General features: G+C 42.3%; 14 protein-coding genes and 1 other annotated feature. Of the genes, 2 read left to right on the forward strand and 12 right to left on the reverse strand.

The genetic code is table 11. From position 1 onward, the window contains the following. Positions 1-90: 90 nt before the first annotated feature. Entirely contained in the window at positions 91-1,392 is a 1,302-nt protein-coding gene (locus ACRRMM_RS03720; RefSeq protein WP_428828473.1) for a bifunctional folylpolyglutamate synthase/dihydrofolate synthase, read from the reverse strand. Positions 1,393-1,457: 65 nt separating this feature from the next. Then, positions 1,458-4,100 carry a valine--tRNA ligase gene (locus ACRRMM_RS03725; RefSeq protein ID WP_008342812.1) on the reverse strand — a complete coding sequence of 881 codons (2,643 nt, stop codon included), beginning with the start codon at positions 4,098-4,100 and terminating at the stop codon, positions 1,458-1,460. Between the two features lie 60 nt (positions 4,101-4,160). Further along, positions 4,161-4,390: a binding site (T-box leader), on the reverse strand. Positions 4,391-4,559: 169 nt separating this feature from the next. Between ACRRMM_RS03725 and ACRRMM_RS03730 the strand changes: the two genes are divergently transcribed. Continuing rightward, positions 4,560-4,748 carry a hypothetical protein gene (locus ACRRMM_RS03730; RefSeq protein ID WP_003216497.1) on the forward strand — a complete coding sequence of 63 codons (189 nt, stop codon included), beginning with the start codon at positions 4,560-4,562 and terminating at the stop codon, positions 4,746-4,748. A 74-nt stretch (positions 4,749-4,822) separates the two neighbouring features. On the opposite strand, the gene ysxE is transcribed toward ACRRMM_RS03730, so the two are convergent. The 8 genes from ysxE to hemA all read right to left on the reverse strand — a co-directional run bounded on the left by ysxE (position 4,823) and on the right by hemA (position 13,523). Continuing rightward, positions 4,823-5,854, reverse strand: coding sequence for a spore coat protein YsxE (gene ysxE, locus ACRRMM_RS03735; protein WP_171465633.1), 1,032 nt, complete (start codon positions 5,852-5,854; stop codon positions 4,823-4,825). A gap of 37 nt (positions 5,855-5,891) precedes the next feature. Then, complete coding sequence (locus ACRRMM_RS03740) at positions 5,892-7,136, reverse strand: LysM peptidoglycan-binding domain-containing protein (protein WP_432450788.1); 1,245 nt, start codon at positions 7,134-7,136, stop codon at positions 5,892-5,894. Positions 7,137-7,268: 132 nt separating this feature from the next. Next, positions 7,269-8,561: a glutamate-1-semialdehyde 2,1-aminomutase gene (gene hemL, locus ACRRMM_RS03745; RefSeq protein ID WP_008342821.1), complete on the reverse strand. Its 1,293-nt coding sequence runs from the start codon at positions 8,559-8,561 to the stop codon at positions 7,269-7,271. 27 nt (positions 8,562-8,588) lie between these two features. Beyond that, positions 8,589-9,560 carry a porphobilinogen synthase gene (hemB, locus tag ACRRMM_RS03750; RefSeq protein WP_007501555.1) on the reverse strand — a complete coding sequence of 324 codons (972 nt, stop codon included), beginning with the start codon at positions 9,558-9,560 and terminating at the stop codon, positions 8,589-8,591. Next, positions 9,557-10,348 carry a uroporphyrinogen-III synthase gene (locus ACRRMM_RS03755; protein ID WP_008342826.1) on the reverse strand — a complete coding sequence of 264 codons (792 nt, stop codon included), beginning with the start codon at positions 10,346-10,348 and terminating at the stop codon, positions 9,557-9,559. Before ACRRMM_RS03755 ends, hemB begins: the two co-directional genes overlap by 4 nt. Beyond that, positions 10,345-11,280 (reverse strand): hydroxymethylbilane synthase, encoded by a 936-nt coding sequence (gene hemC, locus ACRRMM_RS03760; RefSeq protein ID WP_008342828.1) that lies wholly within the window; start codon positions 11,278-11,280, stop codon positions 10,345-10,347. The genes ACRRMM_RS03755 and hemC overlap by 4 nt, the downstream gene beginning before the upstream one ends. 37 nt (positions 11,281-11,317) lie before the next feature. Further along, entirely contained in the window at positions 11,318-12,148 is an 831-nt protein-coding gene (locus tag ACRRMM_RS03765) for a cytochrome c biogenesis protein (protein ID WP_008342830.1), read from the reverse strand. Positions 12,149-12,155: 7 nt separating this feature from the next. Beyond that, positions 12,156-13,523, reverse strand: coding sequence for a glutamyl-tRNA reductase (gene hemA / locus ACRRMM_RS03770; RefSeq protein WP_008342832.1), 1,368 nt, complete (start codon positions 13,521-13,523; stop codon positions 12,156-12,158). Positions 13,524-13,763: 240 nt separating this feature from the next. On the opposite strand from hemA, the gene ACRRMM_RS03775 reads away from it, so the two are divergent. Then, positions 13,764-14,249 carry a hypothetical protein gene (locus tag ACRRMM_RS03775; RefSeq protein ID WP_216099433.1) on the forward strand — a complete coding sequence of 162 codons (486 nt, stop codon included), beginning with the start codon at positions 13,764-13,766 and terminating at the stop codon, positions 14,247-14,249. Between the two features lie 43 nt (positions 14,250-14,292). Here ACRRMM_RS03775 and yihA read toward each other — a convergent pair whose 3' ends face one another. Together yihA and lon are read right to left on the reverse strand one after the other, a co-directional pair. After that, a complete protein-coding gene (gene yihA, locus ACRRMM_RS03780; RefSeq protein WP_007501562.1) occupies positions 14,293-14,880 on the reverse strand; it encodes a ribosome biogenesis GTP-binding protein YihA/YsxC in 588 nt (195 codons plus the stop codon). Next, positions 14,877-17,201, reverse strand: a complete 2,325-nt coding sequence (gene lon / locus ACRRMM_RS03785) for an endopeptidase La (protein ID WP_007501564.1) — start codon at positions 17,199-17,201, stop codon at positions 14,877-14,879. The genes yihA and lon overlap by 4 nt, the downstream gene beginning before the upstream one ends. Positions 17,202-17,341 lie beyond the last annotated feature (140 nt).

Consider the following 17,341-nt stretch of genomic DNA (forward strand, 5'->3'; position numbering starts at 1 on the left):
CACCTTGCGAAAAAGTGAATTTCCCCCTCTCCTACATATCAAAAGAAAAAAGACGCACACTGCATAGAAGCAATTTGCGTCTTTTCCTTACTATAAAATACGACTTCGTACATCTGAGATAAAATAAAGCGAACCTGTCACCAGAATCATTGCTGCAGGATCAGCGCTTTTTTTCTGAATGAACTCAAGCACTGCACGAGGGTCTTCATCAAACGATTTTGCTTCTAAATGACTGCAAGCATAAAGCTTTTCCGCTGATTCAGCTCTTGGAAAGTCAAAGGAAACAAAATGAATCGATGAACTAATCCTTTCAAGCTTTTCGATCATTTGTTTGTAAGGTTTATCTTTTAACGCACTAAAACAAACATGAACCTGTTTACTGGAAAAATGAGCTTGTACAGTTTCGATTAAACGGTCCATTCCTTCTTCGTTATGAGCACCATCTAAATAAACAAGAGGCTGATCTTGGATCTTTTCAAATCTTCCAGCCCACACCGCTTGCCGAATTCCTTCATACACTTGCTCATCTAGCACATGGATATATCCTTCTTGCTCCAGCCATTCGATCAGTAGAACGGCAAGGGAGGCGTTCTGCCTTTGATGCGTTCCGATTAACCCTGTCTCTAGCTGCGAGTACTCCCTTTTTGGGGTAGTGAATGTGAAGCGTTCACCTGTTTCAGTCGGCTGCTGGTCCTTAAAGGTACAAGTATCATGTAACGAGATAAACGGCGCATTCTTTTCTTCGGCTTTGTGTTGTATCACAGTAAGAGCTTCCGCTTGATGAACGGCCGTGATCATCGGAATCCCAGTTTTAATAATGCCAGCTTTTTCTGCTGCAATCTGATCAAGTGTGTCGCCTAAAATGGCCATATGATCGTGACCAATCGACGTAATTGCTGTTAAGATGGGCGCTGCCACATTTGTAGAATCAAGTCTTCCGCCAAGTCCTGTTTCCAAGAGGACAAAGTCTACTTGGTGCACATGGGCAAAATAAGCAAACGCACATGCTGTAATGATCTCAAACTCTGTTGCTGCACCAAGCTCTGTATCATCTAATTCATCAACTAAAGGCTTGATGTCGTTCACCAAACTCAGCCACTCTTCGTCCAAAATCGGCTCCCCATTAACACTAATTCGTTCATTGAACGTTAAAATAAATGGAGAGGTGAAGGTTCCAACTGAATAGCCCGCTGACTGTAAAATGGATCGAGTAAATGCAATCGTTGATCCTTTTCCATTTGTTCCAGCCACATGCACCGCTTTTATTTTTTGTTCAGGATGGTCTAGTCTGTCCATCAGCCATTTCATTCGTTCAAGTCCCGGTTTGACACCGAAAGCGAGTCTGCTATGAATCCATTCAATGGCTTCATGATAGGTTGTAAACAATGTCATCTCTCATTTCATACGAAATTTTCAAAAAAGACGACTCCATTCCGTTAGGAGCCGTCTTTTCAACATTATGCTTTCAGCTCTTCAATACGCTTTTGAACAGCTTCGCGTTTTGCGACATAATCACGTTCTTTCGCACGCTCTTCTTCTACGACACTTTCAGGCGCTTTTTTCATAAAGCCTTCATTGCCAAGCTTTTTCTGAACTCGTTCCACTTCTTTTGTCAGTTTATCAAGCTCTTTTTGCAGACGGGCAATTTCTTCATCTAAGTTGATTAAGCCTTCAAGCGGCAGAATGAGTTCTGCTCCAGAAATAACAGCCGTCATCGCTTTATCACTAGCTGGGACATCTGTGCCAATTTCAAGAACACTTGGATTCGTGAAGCGCTCAATATATGAACGATTTTTCTCTAAACGTTCCTGAACATCAGACGTAGATGCTTTAATGTAAAGCTCAACTTGTTTGCTCATTGGTGTGTTGACTTCACTGCGAATGTTACGAACAGAGCGAATCAGTTCAACAAGCAGCTTCATGTCAGCAGAAGCCTGTTCATTTGAAAGCTCCGGCTTCACTTCAGGCCATGCCGCTACAGTAATGGACTCACCTTCATGAGGTAGATGTTGCCAGATTTCTTCTGTTAAGAACGGCATAAACGGATGAAGAAGTCTCATCGTTTGATCTAATACATACGCAAGGATCGAACGAGTCGTTTTCTTCGCTGCTTCATCTTCTCCATAAAGCGGAAGTTTCGCCATTTCAATGTACCAATCACAGAAATCATCCCAAATGAAGTTGTATAAATGTCTGCCCACTTCTCCGAATTCATACTTGTCAGCAAGCTGTGTGACACTTTCAATTGTTTCATTTAAGCGTGTTAAAATCCATTGATCAGCAACTGATTTTTCTCCTGTTAAATCAAGCTCATCGTACGTTAAACCATCCATATTCATGAGAGCAAAACGGGATGCGTTCCAAATTTTGTTCGCAAAGTTCCAAGTGGATTCAACCTTTTCAAAGCTAAAACGTAAATCTTGACCTGGAGAGCTTCCAGTCGCTAAGAAATATCTCAATGAATCCGCTCCGTACTTGTCGATAACCTCCATTGGATCAATTCCGTTGCCAAGTGACTTACTCATTTTACGCCCTTGTTCATCGCGAATAAGACCATGAATGAGGACGTCTTTAAATGGTTTTTCTCCTGTGAATTCAAGACCTTGGAAGATCATACGAGATACCCAGAAGAAGATGATGTCATAGCCTGTTACAAGCAGATTGGTTGGGTAGTAGCGCTTGAAGTCTTCACTTTCTGCATCTGGCCAGCCCATTGTAGAGAAAGGCCAAAGCGCTGAACTAAACCATGTATCAAGTACATCGTTATCTTGCTCCCAGTTTTCAATATCTTCTGGCGCATCAAGTCCCACGTATACTTCCTTCGTTTCTTTATGATACCAAGCCGGGATGCGGTGGCCCCACCATAGCTGACGAGAAATACACCAGTCACGGATATTTTCCATCCAGTGTAAATACGTCTTTTCAAATCGGTCTGGAACAAATTGAACTTGCTCATCACCTTTTTGCAGATTGATGGCTTCATCTGCGAGCGGCTGCATTTTCACAAACCATTGTGTTGATAAATATGGCTCCACTACAGCGCCACTGCGCTCACTGTGACCAACTGAATGCATGTGGTCCTCAATTTTGAACAAAATGCCTTCTTCTTGAAGATCTTTCACAAGCTGTTTACGACATTCGAAGCGGTCCATTCCTTTGTATTGAAGTGCGTTTCCATTCATTGTGCCATCTTCATTCATCACAAGAATGCGCTCTAGGTTATGACGGTTTCCAAGCTCGAAGTCATTCGGGTCATGAGCCGGCGTAATTTTTACAGCTCCTGATCCAAATTCCATATCGACATAGTCATCCCCGACGATTGGAATCTCTCGGCCTGTAATTGGTAAAACAACTGTTTTCCCAATCAAATGCTGATAGCGTTCATCTTCAGGATGTACAGCGACTGCCGTATCTCCCAGCATCGTTTCAGGTCTTGTTGTCGCAATTTCAATCGAACCTGATCCATCTGCAAGCGGATATCTCAAGTGATAAAACGCACCTTGCACATCTTTGTAGATGACTTCAATATCAGAAAGGGCCGTTTTTGTTGCTGGGTCCCAGTTAATGATGTATTCTCCGCGATAGATCAATCCTTTTTCATACAATTGAACAAACACTTGGCGGACCGCTTTATTCAAGCCTTCATCTAATGTGAAACGCTCACGCGAATAGTCTAGACCTAGACCCATTTTCGCCCACTGGCTGCGAATAAAATCGGCATACTCTTCTTTCCATTTCCACGTTTCTTCTACAAATTTTTCACGTCCGAGATCATAGCGGCTCACACCTTCTTCGCGAAGCTTCGCCTCTACCTTGGCTTGTGTTGCAATACCCGCATGGTCCATTCCTGGCAGCCATAAAACATCATAGCCCTGCATCCGTTTCATACGAGTCACGATGTCTTGAAGGGTTGAATCCCAAGCATGCCCTAAGTGTAATTTTCCTGTCACGTTTGGTGGAGGAATGACGACTGTATATGGATCTTTCGTTTTGTCATTTTGTGCTTCGAAGAATTTCCCTTCAAGCCAGTACGTATAGCGGTCTTTTTCAATCGCATTTGGATCGTACTTTGTTGGCATTTCTTGATTATTTGTTTCCATTTGTGTTACCTCCACATTTTTTCGGCTGATGAAACATAAAAAAAAGCCTTCTCATCCTTATAAAAGGACGAAAAAGCTTTTTCGCGGTACCACCTTTTTTCACGAAACACTTAGACGTGTCCCGTACTCTCTAAAGGATAACGGGGATCTCCCGAATTTCTCTACTACATGTTTCAAGAAATTAAGCTCACAGGCGACCTTCCAAACAAGTGCATCCTAGAAAACCTTTCAGCTATTGGTTTCCCTCTCTTTAGGGTCTTGCTCGTACTCTTCCTGATCCACGCTTACGATATATCACGTTCATCAGCTTATACTCATCTTTTATTAATATTACTAAATGCCTTTTGTTTTCGTCAATCATCTTTTCCGCTTTTCTTCTTCTTTATACAAATTGGGCAGGCACCCTTTGCTTTATTGCCCATATGATAATAACAAAATAAAGAAGGAGGGCGTTTTATTTTGAAAAAGATCAATCCTTACACACTCCCCCCATGGCTTAGACAAATTCGGGCAGTTGCCTCCCAAGTCGTTCTCCCGATTGCCATATTTCAAGGCTTTCGCACGATCATTTTTCCCACAACATTTGACGTCCTCATCTTAGGAATTCTCATATTTCTCGCCTGTGCCTTTCATCTTGATTGGTTTTAAGAGAGCTGAAAGCTGCAGGCTCACTCTTATGTAACGATTACCCCATATTAGACATTTGACAGCAAACAACCTCGTCACTCTTCTGATGACGAGGCATTTTGTTCTTCTTCAAGGCGTCTAGCTTGCTCAATTTCGTGTATTCTCATGACGGTCGGCTCAGAATTTTTCATTTGCCAATACGCCCTTAACAGCTCCTGACAACTTTCCATCTCATCCTGTCCGCCTGCTTCATAGGCTTTCACCGTATCAAACAAACCCTGCGGATAAGCGAGGTAGCTCAAGAACAAATGAATCTCTTCCTCACGAAGTTTATTTCCCTTTTGATACGTATAAAACAAAGATGTGCATTCAGGACAAGGAGTAGGGTAGGTTTTGAATGTACGATAGTAAAAGGTCAAAAGGTCATAAATGGGGGCAGCCTTTTTGGACCGCTCAAAATTGGTGAAATGTCCTGTACCTACATCATTGTACAAAAAGTGATGGATCGACAATTGTCCATGGTTTAACACAATACGTGTCGTCTCTTGGTCTTTCATTTCCTCATGCCAATCCTCTAAACGTTCAAGTGCAAATTCACTTGCAGACATCGCTTCTGAAAAATACATAGCAGCAGCCAGCTCAAATGGCGACATATACCATGTTTGTTCTGCCCGCTCGATAAATCGTTCATACATGTCTTTCTCTGTTTCCCATTTACTTTTCATTTGGGTGTAGTGAGCCTCTATTTCCTGCTCAGTAATGTCCATCATGACTTCTGTTCGTTTATGAAGTCTTGCAATCTCTTGAAATAAATATTCATGTTTATCGTCCTGCTCTTCTCTCTTTTCATTTGTCAGCCATGGCATGAGATAATACGTGTACTGGCTTTCTCGATGATTAGAGAAAAAGGAACCGCTCTTCGTGCGATAAATCGGCACAAAGGAGCGATAGCCTTTTGATTCTAGTTCAAGCATTTGCTCTGTAAATTGCATTTGTCGATGGGGTTTTACTCGCTTTAGTGCAAATACGCCCTGCTTTGTATACACTCTAACGACAGCTGGACTGACAGGTTCGATATATTCAGCCTCAAGCCCATATTCGTATAGGACAGATTGGATTTCATCCACGTTCTCTCACCACATTTTCTCGGTCCATCATCTCATACTATGCATTGCTTTTTTGATATTCAGGAATATAAAGAATCTGCCCTTCTTCAAGCTCTGCATCCACCGACAATGAATTCGTTCGAAGGAGCTGCTGCACATTCAACTGATATCGCTCACAAATACGATCGACCGTATCTTCTTGCTGAACTATACATATTTTCATGCGAGAAAAATCTTCCTCCTCCTGCTTAGCGAACAGCTTCGTTAAATAAAGAGAATTCTCACTGCCAGACGCTTCTCTCTGGTCATGTTCAAACTCCTCAGCTTCTTGAGCTGATTCATACACCTTTGGTGCTTCACGTTCATATAATCGTTCGAACTGATAGCTGTCATCCCGCTCTTCCTGCGTCTGTTCCATCTGATAAGCAGGTGATTCAAAGGCTGGATAAGCTGGCGGCTCTTCTTCTTCCTTGCTCTCTGCTTCAGGGTCTTTCCTCACTTCCACCTCAAAGAACGTATCATCCCGCTCCTCTTCTTCTAACAGTTTAGGCGGGTCAAAGAATGGCGGCTCTTGTACTTGAGCTTCTGGGAAGGAACGATACCCAAGCGCCACGGCTTCTTCTTCCTCATATTCCTCCTCTTCTTCTGCTTCTTCCACCATCACCGTCTTGATGTCTATTTCATCCTCTTCTTGTTCAGTTCGCGCTTCATGTTGCAAAACGGCCTGCTGTTCTGCATTTTCTTCATGCTCTTCACGTGGCAGCATTTCTTGCTCTTCATATTCAGACTGCGCCTGATATTCATAAGTGACATCGCCATATTCCTCTTCAGCACGATGGACAAATTCATATGGCTCTTCTACAAGCGGTTCAGGCGTTCCTTCATCTAACAGACCTTCAATGGCCAAATCAGCCTGAATCGTGAGCAAACGGCTTTCTGTCAGCTGGTAATCAAATGCATCAATAAACACAAATACATCATTTAAATGACTAATTTTGTTCTTGGGGATCGTGATATCCACCGGAAATTGATGCAGCAGCTCAGCCGTTCCGTCCTCTCTTACCTTCACCTCATCAGCCTGCCTGTATGATGCATAGGAACTGGATTCACCCATTAGCTCCTCTTGATTTATGTTGTATTCTCCTGTTAGCTCGAGTGAACCTCTAATGGAAACATAATCATTCACTTCTTGAACGAGAATGTCAGGATCGAGAGAAATTGACAGCAGCTCACTGACTTCCTGTCCGTTTTTGAAATAAATGGACTCTTCTACCGAAAACTGTAATCGATTGTTTTGAGACAAGTCGGTGTCCTCCTTTCATCTAATCCTTCAAAATAAAATTAGATGTCAATACAGGTGTATGAAAGAGGCGGTGAAAATATGATTGGTTTTATGCAAAGCAAAAAGCCGATATGTCTCCATATCGGCTTTTGGTTACTGAGCTAATTTTTGAAATACCTTTTCAACTGTCTCAATCGTATACTCGATGTCTTCATCCGTATGAGCAGTTGATAGGAACAGCCCTTCGAATTGTGAAGGTGGAAGGAAGATGCCGTGATCAGCCATTTCCTTGTAGAATTCAGCGAATAAAGCGAGGTCAGCTGTTTTCGCTGTATCGTAATTGACGACTTGTTCGTTTGTAAAGAAGAATCCAATCATGGAACCTGCACGGTTAAATGTTAGTGGAATCCCATGTGCTTTCGCCGCTTTTGAAATGCCTTCTTCCAAACGATCTCCTTTGCGTCTAAACTCTTCATAAGACTCAGGTGTCAGCTGTTTTAATGTTTCAAGACCTGCTGTCATCGCAAGCGGGTTACCGGATAACGTTCCTGCTTGATAAATCGGGCCGCTTGGCGCAATTTGTCTCATAATGTCCGCTCTACCGCCATAGGCACCAACTGGCAGACCGCCTCCGATGACTTTACCAAGACATGTCAGATCAGGCGTAATGCCAAAATAGCCTTGTGCACAATGATAATCCACACGGAAGCCTGTCATGACCTCATCAAAAATGAGTAAAGAGCCATATTGCTCAGTGATGTCTCTCAATCCTTGCAAGAAACCTTCCTGCGGAGGGACAACCCCCATATTTCCTGCAACTGGTTCTACAATGACACCTGCAATGTCGTCTCCAAATTCTTCAAAAGCGACTTTGATGCTTTCTAAATCATTGTATGGAACGGTGATCGTATTGCTTGCTGTACCTTCAGGGACACCAGGGCTATCCGGAAGTCCAAGCGTTGCCACACCCGAACCAGCTTTAATAAGCAAAGAATCACCGTGGCCATGATAACAGCCTTCAAATTTCACAATTTTGTTTCTGCCTGTAAAACCACGTGCTAGACGAAGCGCACTCATCGTCGCCTCTGTTCCAGAGCTGACCATACGAATGACCTCAATAGAAGGAACTCGTTCTGATACAAGCTTAGCTAATTCATTTTCAACTAAAGTAGAAGCACCGAAGCTTGTACCATGTTCAGCTACTCGTTGAATACTTTCAACCACACGGTCATTTGTATGCCCTAAAATAAGCGGTCCCCACGATAAGACATAATCAATATATTCATTTCCGTCAATATCGTATATTTTTGCGCCTTTGCCTCGTTCCATAAAAATCGGGTCTGTATTGACTGATTTAAATGCGCGCACAGGGCTGTTCACACCACCCGGCATTAACTGCTGCGCTTCTTTAAATGCTTGCTTTGACTTTTCATAGCTACGTCCCATTTCAATGTCCTCCTGTCTATCCGTTCTTTATTCTGAGAGCCATTTCGCTGCATCTTTTGCATGATACGTAATGATTAATTCTGCGCCTGCACGTTTCATGCTAGTCAGCATTTCAAGAACAAGCTCTTTTTCAGAAATCCACCCATTTTGAGCTGCTGCTTTGACCATTGCATACTCTCCGCTCACATTGTACGCAACAACAGGAAGTGTAAATTCATTTTTCACATCACGCATGATATCTAAGTATGAAAGTGACGGCTTCACGATCAGGAAGTCAGCGCCTTCTTCTACATCAGACTGCGCTTCTCTCAGTGCTTCTAAGCGGTTTGCAGGGTCCATTTGATACGTTTTACGATCTCCAAACTGCGGTGTGCTATGCGCCGCATCACGAAACGGACCGTAAAAAGCACTTGCATATTTCACAGCATATGACATGACAGGCACATGAACAAAGCCGGCCTCATCAAGCGCCTCACGAATTGCGATAACAAAGCCATCCATCATGTTTGATGGAGCAATGATATCTGCACCTGCACGAGCCTGACTGACAGCGGTTTTCGCTAAGAGCTGAAGAGATTCATCATTTAAAATTTCTCCATCTTCAACGATTCCACAATGTCCGTGATCTGTATATTGGCATAAGCAAGTATCAGCAATGACCACAAGCTCAGGGAAATGCTTTTTGATTTCAAGCGTTGCTCTTTGAACAATCCCATGATCGTGATAAGCTTCACTGCCTACATGGTCTTTATGGTCTGGTACCCCAAAAACAATGATAGATTTAATCCCAAGGTCAACAAGCTCTTGGACTTCTTCTTTCACAAGATCAACTGAAATGTGATAGACACCCGGCATTGAAGGGACTTCTTTCCGGACATTCTCTCCCTCTACAAAAAAGATGGGATAAATGAAATCAGAGGGTCTTAAAAATGTTTCTCTCACCAATTCTCTCATTCCTGCGCTTGTACGCAATCTGCGGTGTCTGTTAAATTTCATCATTGGTTCAACTTCCTTTCAGATAAACGGCACATTAAATCAAGCATCCCGTCTATCGTATAAGTATCTGGGGTTTCAGAAGAAATCCCGTATTGAAGCAGTGCCTCTTGTGTAAGAGGACCAATGCTCACAAAACATGTGTCTGATGCAGCTAATCTATCGATATCAGCCTCCATGGCGTGCATAAAAGAATGAACAGTGGAGGAGCTTGTAAATGTAATAAAATCAAATGATTGCTCCATCATTGCCGACTTGAGTGCGATAATTCCGTCCTCATCCTTCACTGTTTCATATATAATCCACTCTTTTACGTCAATGCCAAGCGGAACGAGGGTATTCTTCACCACATCTCGTGACAGGTGGCCTTTTGCTACAAAGACACATTCTTCTGGATGTACATGTTCAATTAAAGCATCTGCCAGTTCTTCTGCTATAAAACGTTCTGGAACCACATCCACTTTTAAGCCGTGCTGCATCAGATAGGCAGATGTTTTTTCACCTACAGCCGCCACTTTCAAGTGGGATAAGCTTTGATGTAATTGATGCTTCTCTATATAACTAAGAAAAAAAGACGCACCATTTACACTTGTAAACACAAGCCAATGGCTTGCTTCTAAGTCTTCTAAAAATGCCTTCGCTTTTTCTTTTGTAAGCGTTGGTTCAAACCTGATAAGAGAGGTTAAAACAGCATGGCCGTTCAGCGCTTCAATTTTCTGCTGAAACGCACCCGCTTGACGTTCATTTCGAGTGACAAGCACCGTCTGTCCGTAAAGCGATTTGGCTATCGTCATTGGGAAGACAGATCCTTTTTCACCTTGTCGATCAAATCCTTTGCTCCCTTATCAGCCATGTGCTTCGCACATGCTGTTCCGATTGCCTCAGGGTCAGTACCTGTTACGGTTTCTCGAATAATCGTATGCCCATCCGCAGATGCCACAAGACCTGTCAATTCAATTTCATCACGCTCATTCATCGTTGCGTAACCAGCGATCGGCACTTGACAGCTTCCATCCATTTGCTTAAGGAAGGCTCTTTCAGCAAGGACCGTTTTCTTTGTATACTCATTTGTGAATTGAGCTAACAGCTGCAAGAGCTCTTCGTCATCTCCGCGGCATTCTATCGACAATGCGCCCTGCCCCACAGCAGGAAGGCAAGTATCAGGAGATAAAAATTCCGACACGACTTCTTGACTCCAACCCATTCTAGACAATCCGGCAGCCGCTAGAATAATCGCATCATATTCTTCATTTTTCAGTTTTTCGAGTCTCGTATCAATGTTTCCACGGATCCATTTAATCTCAAGATCTGGTCTCTCCTGAAGAAGCTGAGCACTGCGCCGTAAGCTGCTCGTTCCCACAATCGCTCCCTTTGGTAGTTCATGAAGACGGAGATGATCCTTTGAAATCAATGCATCCCGCACATCTTCACGCTCAGGAATACAGCCGATGACTAAACCTTCTGGAAGAGAAGCCGGCATATCTTTCATGCTGTGTACTGCCATATCGATGTCATGGTTCAGCATTGCCTGTTCAATCTCTTTAACAAACAGACCTTTTCCGCCAACCTTTGATAAGGTCACATCTAAAATTTGATCACCCTTTGTCACAATCTCTTTAATTTCAAAAGAATAAGAAGGGTTTAGTTCAGACAACTTTTGAATGACCCATTTTGTTTGTGTAATCGCAAGTTTGCTTCGTCTAGAACCTACTTTAATTGTACGCATTACGTCTTCCTCCCGACAATGCCCTTAAGACTCATCATTATTGAAACCAATGAAAGGTTGATAAGCTACCAAGCAGAAAATAATTGATCATCAGCACAAGAAATGAAGCGACATTCCATCGCGCCACGATTTTGCCTTGCATATTTCTCACCAGTCTAATGTATAAGTAAAAGCCATATAAAAACAGCATAATAAACGAACCGAGCACCTTTGCATCTGTCCAGTACAACGTATCATACGAAATATATGCCCATATAATGCCAAGAATTAAACTAAGCAAGAGCATCGGTACGCCAATAATATTTAAGACATACGCCATATGATCAAGCTTTGATAAGTCTTCAATTCTCAAAAGCCATTTTCCCCATTTTTTCTTTTTCAGCAAACGATATTGAAATAGATAGAGTAGTGAAAAAGCAAATGAAAGTGAAAAAGCGCCGTATGATAAAATGGCCATCGTAATATGAATGACGAGCAGCTCACTCGTCAGCTTTCCCGTCAGTTCGGCAGAATGAAGATCGGATGGTGTAAAGGTGTGAATCGCCATCATGGAAAAACCAATTACATTTGTAAAAAAGACAATAAATTCAACGCGTAATACTTTTGTCAAAACGAGTGACAATGTCACAAGCACCCACGTATAAAAATATAACCCCTCTGCTACATTCAACACAGGGAATCGGTCTGTTTCCATCATAATATAAAACATGTAGACTGTTTGCAGCAGCCAGACAATAGAAAGCAACCAGAAAGCCATCTTTCCAGCCTTCCGGTTGTGTTGAAGAAAATCTATGAAATAGAACAAGACACTGAGTGCATAGATCAAGATCGTCGCTTCGCCTAGTCTCGCTACAATGGATTCCATCATCGCCTAATCACTCACTGGCAACTGTAGCAAGGCCTTGTGCCATATTTGATTTGAACAGCTGAAATGCCCCTTGCTCCACCTGCATCGGCTCTGCCTTTTGCTCTTCATCTTCAACCTGTAAATCAAAGATTTCTTTAAAGAGTAAAAGTTTTTCCTCTGCATTCGGCTCCCCGGCAATTTCTTTGGCCTTTAAGATAGGATCTTTCAGCATTTGATTGATGATGCTTTTCGTATGTTTATTTAACAGCTTCATTTCACGATTTGTGAGGTTTGGAAGCTTTCGTTCGATGCTTTGCATCGTATCCGCTTGAATTGAGAGTGCTTTTTCTCTTAAAGCAGAAATCACAGGAACCACTCCGAGCGTATTAAGCCATTGCTTAAATTCCACAATTTCAGCTTCGATGAGAAGCTCCACCTCTTCAGCTACTGCACGTCGCTCTTTCAGGTTGGCCGCCACAATACCCTCAAGGTCATCAATGTCATACAAAAAAGCACCTTCTACTTCAGAAATAGCTGGATCTAAATCACGCGGTACTGCAATATCCACCATGAATAGAGGTCTGCCTTTTCTCTGTTTGTTCGCTTTTTCGACCATTTCTTTTGTAATCACAAATTGTTTAGCCCCAGTAGAGCTAATTAAAATATCCGCTTCAGATAAAGTTTTTTCTAATTGATTCAAGCTCTTAGGCTCTCCTGAAAAACGGCCGGCAAGTTCTTTGGCCTTTTCAAACGTTCGATTGATGACTGTTACCTGGCCAATCCCTTGACCTTGAAGGTTTTGAGCCGCCAGCTCGCCCATTTTACCCGCACCAAGAATAAGGACATGTTTATCAGAAAGACGTCCAAAGATTTTTTTGGCAAGTTCCACTGCCGCATAGCTGACAGATACAGCATTAGACGCAATATCTGTTTCCGCATGAGAGCGCTTCGCAACTGTTACCGCCTGCTTAAACAAATAATTGAAAACGGTACCAATGGTCTTCTCCTCTTGAGCGACTTTAAAGCTTGAGCGCACTTGACCGAGTATTTGTGTTTCACCAATGACCATAGAATCAAGTCCACAGGCAACCCGGAATAAATGCTCAACCGCTCCATCATTTTCATAAAACTTCAAATATGGAGAGACATCTTCTTTTTCTAAACCGAACCAATCTGCTAAAAATCTTTTTATATAAAACCGACCAGTATGAAGCTGATCTACAACTGCGTAGATCTCTGTTCGATTACATGTTGAGATGACGATATTCTCTAGAATGCTTTTTTCTTCTTTAAGCTTGGACATCGCTGTTCCGAGCTCGCTCGGTTCAAAGCTCAGCTGTTCCCGTATCTCAACAGGGGCTGTTTTATAATCTAAACCCACAACAAGAATATGCATAACTTCAGCTTGCACCCCCAACGCCCTGTCTAATTTATAATAATTACAATATAGAATTTATTATTTATAATGATTATAACATATATTCATTTTTAACTGGATAAAAATTGTGAACAGATTTCAAAAATGTTGTGATATAGTAGAAAAATGTTCGACATCGAATGCCATATCATCACTTCAAGCAATTTATCAGATTTGGCGCGTGCGGACAAATGATCTGCTTATAAGAAGGTGACATCTTTGAAGAAGAAATCTATTTTGCTGCCGCTCACTTTGCTGGCTGTAGCACTATATGCCATTCTCTCAGGAGATCAATTTGACATTTGGAAAGATCAGGAGAAATGGTATACACTTGTACTGCTTTTTGGCCTTGCTTTCTTATATCAAGGAAAGAAGGAGCAGGAAACCTCTCATGTGTTTATCGGTATGCTCATGACAGGCCTTGCGCTACACTTTATCCTTCAGCCGAAATTAGAACACTGGCCAGATACATTTACGATGATTGTGTTCATCATCGGCCTCGCACTTTTGATGAAATCATCACAGAAAAAGGAATATCGAATAGAAAGTATTGTTCTCATTGCACTCGGTCTATTCCTTTATTTCTTTCAACAAATTACAAAGCAACTTAGCACACTTTCGATCCCTACTTCCGGTTTTGAATTGTACTGGCCATATGTATTGATTGCCGTCAGTCTCCTCTTATTATTTTTAAAAAGGAAATAACTTATACAATAAAAAGGCATCTGCACATAGCAGATGCCTTTTTTTAGCTGTTAATCTTCGCAAGGATCGCATTCCAGGCTTCATCTTTTCCCTTTTTTGTTTCAGAAGAGAAAAGGATTAATTCATCTGATGGATCGATGTCGAGTGTCTGTTTGACGACTTTCGCATGCTTTTCCCATTTGCCTTTTGGAATTTTATCGGCCTTTGTCGCAATAATGATCACAGGAACTCCATAGTATTTAAGGAATTCATACATGTTCACATCATCTGCGGATGGTTTATGACGCAGATCCACAATTTGGACGACTGCTTTTAACTCTTCACGCATTGTAATATACGTTTCGATCATTCTCCCCCATGCTTCGCGCTCTGTTTTTGATACTTTCGCAAAGCCATAACCGGGGACGTCCACAAAATGAAGCATATCATTAATAATGTAAAAATTAAGCGTCTGGGTCTTTCCTGGTTTAGAAGACGTACGCGCTAAATTTTTCCGATTAATCAATGAGTTAATGAACGAGGACTTTCCAACATTTGATCGTCCAGCAAGTGCGATCTCAGGCAGTCCCCCGCTCGGGTACTGCTCTGGTTTCACCGCACTAATGACGATATCTGATTTTGTTACTTTCATCTTCCCTCTCCTACTAACGCTTTCTCAAGCACCTCATCTAAATGTGAAACCGGAATAAAAGTTAATCCTTCTCTCACACTTTCAGGAATATCATCAATATCCTTCTCATTGTCCTTTGGAAGAATAATCGTTTTCAGTCCTGCACGATGTGCGCCTAATGCTTTTTCTTTTAATCCGCCAATCGGAAGCACTCTTCCTCTTAACGTAATTTCTCCTGTCATGCCAACCTCTTTTGAAACAGGACGTCCTGTGAGTGCTGATACAAGAGCCGTCGCAATGGTAATACCAGCTGATGGCCCGTCCTTTGGAACCGCACCCTCTGGAACATGGATATGAATATCGTGCTTTTCATTAAATTGAGGATCAATGTTCAGTTCATCTGCTTTTGAACGGATATAACTGAATGCCGCCTGCGCAGATTCTCTCATGACATCACCGAGCTTACCTGTTAGCAAAAGCTTGCCTTTACCAGGCGAGAGTGAGACCTCGATGGACAAGGTGTCTCCGCCAACTGTGGTATATGCAAGGCCTGTGACAACGCCGACCTGATCGGTCGTTTCCGCCTGACCATAACGGTAAAGTCTTTTTCCGAGGAATTCAGATAAGTTCTTTTCCGTCACTGTGATGCGTTTGCGGTCTTCAGCCACAATTGCTCTTGCCGCTTTTCGGCAAATCGCCGCTAGCTGACGCTCTAACCCGCGGACTCCTGCTTCTCTCGTGTAATAGCGAATCATATCGTAAATCGCTGCTTCACGAAGCTGCAAGTTCCCTTTCTTTAATCCGTGCTCCTTTAGCTGCTTCGGCAGAAGGTGATCTTTCACAATTTCTGCTTTTTCAACTTCCGTATACCCTGCAATCGTGATAATCTCCATTCTATCACGAAGTGGACCCGGAATGGTTGCTAAATTGTTGGCAGTTGCGATAAATAAGACTTGAGACAAATCAAATGTCTCTTCAATATAATGATCGCTAAAATTATGATTTTGCTCTGGATCTAACACTTCAAGCATCGCAGAAGACGGATCTCCCCTAAAGTCAGAAGACATTTTATCAATTTCATCTAAAAGAAAGACCGGATTCATTGTGCCCGCCTTGCTCATCCCGCGAATGATACGGCCCGGCATCGCACCTACATAGGTTCTTCGATGACCACGGATCTCAGATTCATCACGTACACCGCCAAGAGAGATACGGATAAACTTTCGATCAAGTGATTTAGCAATGGATTTTGCAAGTGACGTCTTCCCTACCCCAGGAGGTCCTGCCAAGCAAAGAATCGGTCCCTTTAATGAATTTGTTAGTTTTTGAACAGCAAGATATTCGAGTACCCGCTCTTTTACTTTTTCAAGCCCGTGGTGCTCGTCATCTAAAATTTCGCTTGCAAGCTTTAAATCTAGACGATCTTCTGTATAAGTGCCCCACGGCAGATTGATCAGCCAATCAATATAATTGCGAATGACAGAACTCTCAGCAGAGCTTGAAGGGATTTTTTCATAACGGTTCAGTTCTTTTAAAGCCGTTTCACGAACGGAATCTGGCATGCCGGACTCTTCAATTTTAGCCATAAGCGTACTGACTTCGCCTGTTTTCCCCTCTTTGTCTCCAAGCTCTTTTTGAATAGCTTTCATTTGTTCGCGCAAATAATATTCTTTTTGCGTTCGCTCCATTGAACGTTTGACACGCTGGCCAATTTTCTTTTCAATCTCTAGCACTTCTTTTTCATTGTGAATGAGACTGATGACCCGATTCAACCGTTTTTTGACATCGACTGTTTCCAGCACTTCTTGCTTGTCTTTTAATTTCAAAGGAAGGTGGGAAGCGACGATATCCGCCATTCTTCCAGGTTCTTCAATATCCGTCACCGTTGCATATGTTTCAGCTGAGATTTTTTTTGAAATTTTTATGTACTGATCAAAGTGATCTAACAAAGTGCGCATGAGTGCTTCTGCTTCTGCGTCCTTTAATTCTTCTTCTGTCAACTCTTTAATATCGACTGACGTATAGTCTTCTAGCTCCATGTAGGATTCGATCTGCGCTCGATTTAAGCCTTCGACGAGCACACGGATCGTTCCATTTGGCAGCTTCAGCATTTGTTTAATTTTTGTGTAGGTGCCGACTTTGAAAATTTCCTCTTCACCTGGTTCATCTATTGAAATTTCCCGCTGTGTTGCTAGAAAAATCATATGATCGTTCATCATGGCCTGTTCTAATGCTTGAACAGACTTTTCGCGCCCAACGTCCAAATGCAAGACCATTGTTGGATAAACAAGCAAGCCTCGCAGTGGAAGGAGCGGAACATTCTTTTTGATTTCATCTGCCATGTTGATAGACACCTCCGTCACTAGTATGAATCATTATAATATACCTGTTTCAGTCTTGTACAATGTAAAAGACTTGAGAAATGATGATCTTACCGTAGTATACCCTTTCTTTTTATCTTGAAAAAGAAAAAAAGATCTAT

Source organism: Bacillus sp. XT-4, assembly GCF_050864245.1.
Taxonomy (GTDB): Bacteria; Bacillota; Bacilli; order Bacillales; family Bacillaceae; genus Bacillus; species Bacillus altitudinis.

Excerpts from the sequence above, each read along its gene's own strand:
- lon (WP_007501564.1), bottom strand. The coding sequence starts at position 17,201 with ATGGCAGATGAAATCAAAAAGAATGTTCCGCTCCTTCCACTGCGAGGC.
- hemA (WP_008342832.1), bottom strand. The coding sequence starts at position 13,523 with ATGCATATTCTTGTTGTGGGTTTAGATTATAAAACAGCCCCTGTTGAG.
- ACRRMM_RS03765 (WP_008342830.1), bottom strand. The coding sequence starts at position 12,148 with ATGATGGAATCCATTGTAGCGAGACTAGGCGAAGCGACGATCTTGATC.
- ACRRMM_RS03720 (WP_428828473.1), bottom strand. The coding sequence starts at position 1,392 with ATGACATTGTTTACAACCTATCATGAAGCCATTGAATGGATTCATAGC.
- yihA (WP_007501562.1), bottom strand. The coding sequence starts at position 14,880 with ATGAAAGTAACAAAATCAGATATCGTCATTAGTGCGGTGAAACCAGAG.
- ACRRMM_RS03755 (WP_008342826.1), bottom strand. The coding sequence starts at position 10,348 with ATGACGATAGCCAAATCGCTTTACGGACAGACGGTGCTTGTCACTCGA.
- ACRRMM_RS03725 (WP_008342812.1), bottom strand. The coding sequence starts at position 4,100 with ATGGAAACAAATAATCAAGAAATGCCAACAAAGTACGATCCAAATGCG.
- hemL (WP_008342821.1), bottom strand. The coding sequence starts at position 8,561 with ATGGGACGTAGCTATGAAAAGTCAAAGCAAGCATTTAAAGAAGCGCAG.
- hemB (WP_007501555.1), bottom strand. The coding sequence starts at position 9,560 with ATGATGAAATTTAACAGACACCGCAGATTGCGTACAAGCGCAGGAATG.
- hemC (WP_008342828.1), bottom strand. The coding sequence starts at position 11,280 with ATGCGTACAATTAAAGTAGGTTCTAGACGAAGCAAACTTGCGATTACA.